General features: G+C 49.8%; 6 protein-coding genes. All 6 read left to right on the top strand.

Annotation, left to right across the window (positions count from 1 at the left end; genetic code table 11):
* Nucleotides 1-356: 356 nt before the first annotated feature.
* Entirely contained in the window at nucleotides 357-620 is a 264-nt protein-coding gene (locus tag OCV96_RS08210; RefSeq protein ID WP_022312581.1) for a hypothetical protein, read from the top strand.
* 165 nt (nucleotides 621-785) lie between these two features.
* A complete protein-coding gene (murD, locus tag OCV96_RS08205; protein ID WP_262594176.1) occupies nucleotides 786-2,153 on the top strand; it encodes a UDP-N-acetylmuramoyl-L-alanine--D-glutamate ligase in 1,368 nt (455 codons plus the stop codon).
* 34 nt (nucleotides 2,154-2,187) lie between these two features.
* Nucleotides 2,188-3,360 (top strand): FtsW/RodA/SpoVE family cell cycle protein, encoded by a 1,173-nt coding sequence (locus OCV96_RS08200; RefSeq protein WP_118539812.1) that lies wholly within the window; start codon nucleotides 2,188-2,190, stop codon nucleotides 3,358-3,360.
* Nucleotides 3,361-3,444: 84 nt separating this feature from the next.
* Complete coding sequence (murA, locus tag OCV96_RS08195) at nucleotides 3,445-4,728, top strand: UDP-N-acetylglucosamine 1-carboxyvinyltransferase (RefSeq protein ID WP_262594174.1); 1,284 nt, start codon at nucleotides 3,445-3,447, stop codon at nucleotides 4,726-4,728.
* Complete coding sequence (locus OCV96_RS08190; RefSeq protein ID WP_118504730.1) at nucleotides 4,721-5,455, top strand: cell division protein FtsQ/DivIB; 735 nt, start codon at nucleotides 4,721-4,723, stop codon at nucleotides 5,453-5,455. The genes murA and OCV96_RS08190 overlap by 8 nt, the downstream gene beginning before the upstream one ends.
* A 101-nt stretch (nucleotides 5,456-5,556) precedes the next feature.
* Entirely contained in the window at nucleotides 5,557-6,753 is a 1,197-nt protein-coding gene (ftsZ, locus tag OCV96_RS08185; protein WP_117466845.1) for a cell division protein FtsZ, read from the top strand.
* The last annotated feature ends 43 nt before the right edge of the window (nucleotides 6,754-6,796 follow it).

Here is a 6,796-nt window from a genome sequence, read left to right as displayed (position 1 = left end):
CCATGGCGGACGGAATGTCCTTCCGAGGATGTTTGTCGGGAGGTGGTGATATTTTCTCGAAAAGTGTAGAAAAACAGGGTGGAGCGAACAGGACGTTCGCGACAGGCGGACGTTGCCATGGATGGCAACTGGAGCCGTGCCCGTGCGGTTTAGAACCGCTACTCACTTTTCGTCAGAAAATTCCCACCGGGAGACCTTACATCGAGGAAGGACATTCCGTCCGCCATGGGCGTTCGTGGATTTATTTCACTAACTCTCAATTTACATCTATATCGAATTGCTAATTGACGTAATCTTATATCCATATTATTATGAAAATAAATAAGACATTTTTGTAAGAATTTGGAGGTAATAGCATGCGAGAGTATGATGATGCGGTACTGGAATGCTTCCTGGACAAACAGCTCCAGCTTTTTCCGGAAGCTGTAGCAGAGACACTGGATGAGGCAGAAGATTTTCTGGAAGAGTGCATGGCAGTCGTGGTAGATTCCGTGGAGGATGTCATTGAGTATTTTGATGAGGCCGGCATGGATGTGGACGGCGCTGTGGATGATGAGATTCTGGAGGCAGATGAAGTATTCGATATCGGAGACGGCAGATATCTGATCGTAGAAGCGTAGAACCGAAGATTATTGTACACAGAAACTGGAATGAACCGGAGCTCTCCGACATATATATGTTGGAGGGCTTCTTTGCGTAAGTCTCCTGTAAAAATCTCTTCCCCATTTGTAGGGAATGCGTTATAATGAACTAATGGACTTTTACAGAAAGGTATGGTAAGGAAAATGTTAGAAGGACAAAAATGTCTGGTCATCGGCTCCGGCATCAGCGGGATCGGTGCAGTGGCTTTATTGGAAAAATACCATGCAGACGTGGTTCTGTATGACAGCAGTGATAAATTGACAAAGGAAGATCTGGAGGCGAAGCTTCCCGGGGAAAGCAAGGCAGTCTGTATCGCCGGAGAACTGCCGGAGGAGGTAGAACTGAGCATTCAGGCAGCCGTTTTAAGCCCCGGAGTACCTACGGATATTCCTCTGGTGAACCGTATGAGGGACCGCGGGGTACAGATTCTGGGAGAGATCGAACTGGGATTCCTTGCAGAGCAAGGCAGAGTGATCGCCATTACCGGCACTAACGGCAAGACTACTACCACCACATTGACCGGTGAGATCATGAAAGCTCATTTCGGTGCGGAGAAGACCTTTGTAGTGGGTAATATTGGCAACCCTTATACACTGGAAGTAACGAAGACGTCAAAGGATAGTGTCACCGTGGGAGAGATCAGTTCTTTCCAGCTGGAGACCATACATACATTCCATCCGGTAGTATCAGCCATCCTGAATATTACACCGGATCACCTGAACAGACATCATACCATGGAGGCCTATGTGGCAGCCAAGGAAGCAGTGGCTTCCCACCAGACAAAAAATGATATCTGTGTATTGAATTATGACAATGATTATACCAGAGATTTCGCAGGAAGATGTCCTGCGACTCCGGTACTGTTCTCCTCCCATCACGAGTTGGAAAACGGTTACTTCCTGCGGGGAGACAAGATTATCAAGAGTGTGAACGGCGAAGAGACCGAACTGATGGATATTCACAAGGATATGAATCTGGTAGGCCTGTGCAATGTGGAAAATGTCATGGCAGCCATAGCCATTGCAGAAGGTATGCAGGTGCCCATGGAGACGATCCTTACTGTGATCCGCAGTTTCCATGCGGTGGAGCACCGGATCGAATTCGTGGCTACCAAGGGCGGTGTGGACTATTACAACGATTCCAAGGGAACCAATCCCGATGCGGCGATCCAGGGCATCAAAGCCATGAGCAAGCCTACCGTGCTGATCGGCGGAGGCTATGACAAGCAGAGCGAGTACGATGAGTGGATCGACAGCTTTGATGGCAAGGTAAAGTGCCTTGTCCTCATCGGCCAGACCAGAGAGAAGATTGCCGAGTGTGCCAGAAAGCATGGCTTTGATAAGATCCGTTTCGCAGATACCTATGAGGAATGCCTGAAGCTGTGTACCGAACTGGCCCAGCCGGGAGAAGCGGTACTGTTGTCTCCGGCCTGTGCAAGCTGGGGCATGTTCCCGAACTATGAAGTCAGAGGACAGCTTTTCAAGGAATATGTACACGGACTGGCGGAATAAGAAATCATAACAGAAGTAAGGAGTAAAAGCAGGCATGGCGGAAACGCGGGGAAGAAGACGTAAAAAGAAACAACAATCCGAATACTTTTTTGACTACAGCCTGCTTTTTATTGTGCTGTTTTTACTGGGATTCGGACTGATCATGATCTATTCGGCCAGCTCCTATGAGGCTTATGATTCCTATGGAGATGCCGCCTATTATATGAAGAAACAGCTGATCGCCAATATCATCGGTCTGGTCTTCATGATGGTCATTGCCAATATCCCGTATACCTTCTGGGAACGGTTTGCCACCCTGGGATATGTGGTGTCCATGATCCTGATCTTCCTGGTAAAGACCCCCCTGGGTATCACTTCCCACGGCGCTACCAGATGGATCGGTATCCCACATACGGGCTTCAACCTGCAGCCTGCGGAAGTAGCGAAATTGTGTATGATCCTGTTCCTGGCAAGTCTGGTATGCAAGATGGGAAAAAGCGTCCGTACCATGAAAGGCTTCTTTACCATGATGGCGGCACCCCTGCCGATCGCAGCATCGGTGTACCTCATTACGGATAATTTGAGTTCCGCCATTATTATTATGGGTATTGCGGTGCTGATGGTATTCGTGGCAAGCCCGGATTACAAGAAATTCATCATCATGGGAGGCAGCGTACTGGCGGCGGCTGGACTTTTGGTAGTCGCAGTCGTACAGTTGGGAGATAAGATCGGTGGCAAGTTCCGTCTGGCAAGAATCCAGGCGTGGCTGAACCCGGAAAGTCAGGCGCAGGATAAAGGTTTCCAGACCCTGCAGGCATTGTATGCCATCGGAAGCGGTGGCATCTGGGGCAAGGGACTGGGGCAGAGTATGCAGAAGTTAAGCTTCCTGCCCGAGGCGCAGAACGACATGATCTTCTCCATTATCTGCGAGGAACTGGGATTGTTCGGAGCGGTTGCCATTATTCTCATGTTCATTATGCTCTTATGGCGAATGATGGTCATTGCCAACAATGCACCGGACCTGTTCGGCGCCATGCTGGTGGTGGGCGTTATGGGACATATCGCAATCCAGGCGATCTTAAACATTGCCGTAGTTACCAACTCCATTCCCAACACCGGAATTTCCCTGCCGTTTATCAGTTACGGTGGTTCTTCGGCATTGTTTTTGCTGTCGGAGATCGGACTGGTATTAAGCGTGGCGCGCCGGATCCAGTTAAAAGAGCTGTAGAAAAATACATATTCAGAAGACATGGTACGAAACAGTGCTTTCCTACATAAGATAAGATTATCATAAAAACGGGGATGGTGCTGTATGAAAGGAATCCGCATGCAGGGAGGCATTCCGCTGCAGGGGAAGGTACGCATACAGGGATCAAAGAATGCGGCACTTCCGATCCTGGCGGCAACGCTTCTTACCAATGAAGTATCCTATATTCAGAACTGCCCACGTATTGCAGATGTACATCGTTTTGTGCATCTGCTTCGGGAACTGGGATGTCTGGTGCACTGGCAGGAAAAAGGGATCCGGGTACAGCCGGGAGAAAATGAAGAACTTCCCTGCGAGAGAGCGGAGGCCAGACGGATGCAGGGGGAAGCTATCACCGGAATGCGTTCATCTCTGTGCCTGTTGGGAGCATTGCTGGGAAGATGTGGTTATGTGACCATGGAGCATCCGGGTGGGTGCATCATCGGAGAACGGCCGATCGATCTGCACATCAGGGCACTACAGCAGATGGGCGTCGAATTCCGGGAGGAAGAAGGGCTTCTGTCTGCACAGGTGAAGGATGGGAAAATGCACGGGGCAGAGATCACACTGGAGTTTCCCAGTGTGGGAGCTACGGAGAATATTTTGCTGGCTGCGGTGAAGGCGGACGGAGACACCAGGATACTGGGGGCCGCCAGAGAACCGGAAGTGACGGCATTGTGCGAATTTCTGACGGCATGTGGTGCACAGATCGAAGGAATCGGAGAAACGGAACTATTGGTTCATGGTGACAGACCGCTTCATGGTACACAGTTCACGGTTCCGGCAGACCGGATCGTAGCCGGGACGTATCTGTTCGCCTGTATCGGCTGCGGAGGCAGTACACTTTTGACAGAGGCTCCCTGGGAGCAGATGGAAGCGGTGACCTTTGTGGCGGAAAAAATGGGTGCACAGTGTATTGCCTCGGAGGAAGGCCTGTTCGTACAGTGTTCCAAAAGGCCGCAGGCCATACCACATTTGCGGACTGGGCCATACCCGGAGTTCCCCACGGATCTGCAGTCGGTGGCAATGGCGGTGCTGACGAGAGCGGAAGGATGCAGCTGCATTGAAGAGAATATTTTCGAGAATCGTTTTCGTATTGCGGAACCGCTAAAGGGCATGGGAGCAGAGATTGTTCTGAAGGACGGAAGACATGCCGTGATCACCGGAGTGGAGCATTTACGGGGAAGCCGGATGGAGGCATGTGAACTTCGCGGCGGTGCGGCACTGGTTCTGGCGGGGCTTGCGGCAGAAGGCGAGAGTTTCGTGACAGGACAGCACTTTATAGAACGCGGATATGAAAATATCTGCAGAGACTTGAGAGAATTAGGAGCACGGATCATCAGTGTATAGAGACCGAAGCAAAATTATCAGAAGAATAGTGATCATAGGCATCCTGCTGCTGGCACTGGGCGGTGGTGCGGTGGCATTGCACTCCGTGTATACGGTACGTACCGTGTATGTGGAGGGCAATGTGCATTATACCGAGGACGAGATCATGGAGATCGTGATGTCGGGACCTTTGGGAGATAATTCCCTGTATCTGTCTCTGAAATACCGGGACAGAGGGATTCAGGACATTCCCTTTGTGGATGTGATGAATGTATCGATTCTGGCACCCGACACGATCAAGATCACTGTATATGAAAAAGCACTGGCGGGATATGTGAAATATCTGGATACTTATATGTATTTTGATAAAGACGGCTATGTGGTGGAAAGTTCCGGGATCCGCACCCAGGGAATACCGCAGATCACGGGGCTTTCCTTCAACCATGTGGTGCTGGGAGAGCAACTGCCGGTGGAGGATCCGCAGGTGTTTTCCAGGATCATGGATCTGACAAAGCTTTTGAACAAATATTCACTGGCTGCGGACAAGATCTATTTGCATTCTTCCGGTGACATTACGATCTACTTCGGACAGATCAAGGTGTCCATGGGCAGTGACAACAGCCATATAGAGGACAAGCTGCAGTTGTTGCCGGACTTCCTGGAGAAGTTACAGGGTAAAAGCGGAACCCTGCAAATGGAAAACTACGAGGAAGGAAAGGGTAAATTTACATTCAAACCGGACGCGTGAAACATTTGTGAAACATTTTGAAAAAATAGGTTGCTAAATTTGTAAAATGATTATATGATAGTCTATGTGAAGTTGAAAAGGGTTAAAAGGAGGAACTAACCTTGCTGGAGATTAAGACGAATGACGCGGATGTAGCTGCCAAGATCATCGTAGTCGGTGTAGGTGGCGCGGGTAACAACGCTGTAAATAGAATGATAGATGAGAAGATTGACGGAGTGGATTTTATCGGGGTGAATACCGATAAGCAGGCATTGCAGCTCTGCAAAGCTCCGAAACTGTTACAGATCGGTGAGAAGCTGACCAAGGGTCTTGGTGCGGGAGCCAAGCCTGAGATCGGTGAGAAAGCAGCCGAGGAGAGTGCAGAAGAGATTTCCGCAGCTCTGAAGGGTGCAGACATGGTATTCGTCACCTGTGGTATGGGCGGAGGTACCGGAACCGGAGCTGCTCCGGTAGTGGCCAAGCTTGCAAAGGATATGGGCATCTTAACCGTTGGTGTGGTAACGAAGCCTTTCCGTTTTGAAGCAAAAGCCCGTATGGTCAATGCATTAAACGGTATCGAGCGTATCAAGGAACACGTGGATACCCTGATCGTAATCCCCAATGATAAGCTTCTGGAGATCGTGGACAGACGTACCACCATGCCGGAAGCACTGAAGAAGGCGGATGAAGTACTGCAGCAGGCAGTACAGGGAATCACTGACCTGATCAATGTTCCCGCAGTTATCAATCTGGATTTCGCAGATGTACAGACGGTTATGAAGGACAAGGGTATTGCTCACATCGGTATCGGTGAAGGCAAGGGCGATGACAAGGCTATGGAAGCTGTCAAGATGGCAGTGGAGAGCCCTCTGTTAGAGACTACGATTTCCGGTGCTACCCATGTTATCATCAATATTTCCGGTGACATTACCCTGGCAGATGCTTCCGATGCGGCAAGCTATGTTCAGGAGCTGGCAGGAGACGATGTAAATATTATCTTCGGTGCCATGTATGATGAGTCCAAGTCCGACAGTTGCACCATTACGGTTATTGCTACCGGTCTGGAAGACAAGGCCAACAACGGTGTACAGAATCGTCTGGGAGGAGGCGCTGCATTCAGACAGCCTGCTTCCCATATGACTCCCAGTTCTCTGAAGGGAATGAATATACAGTCTACCGCTCCTACGACATCCCAGGGACAGGGAGGACAGGCTCCGAGACCCATACAGCCGGTGCCCGGTATTCATAAGCCTACAGATATCAGAAGCTCTGTAGAAGAGAAATCTCTGAAGATTCCTGATTTCTTACAGAGAAAGTAATACTTAGCATTTGTTTTTATAATAACGGAACATAATAAGAGCC

Origin of the sequence: Waltera acetigignens, from assembly GCF_025567015.1 — a bacterium.
Taxonomy (GTDB): domain Bacteria; phylum Bacillota; class Clostridia; order Lachnospirales; family Lachnospiraceae; genus Acetatifactor; species Acetatifactor acetigignens.
This window is presented reverse-complemented; position numbering and strand designations above follow the sequence as displayed.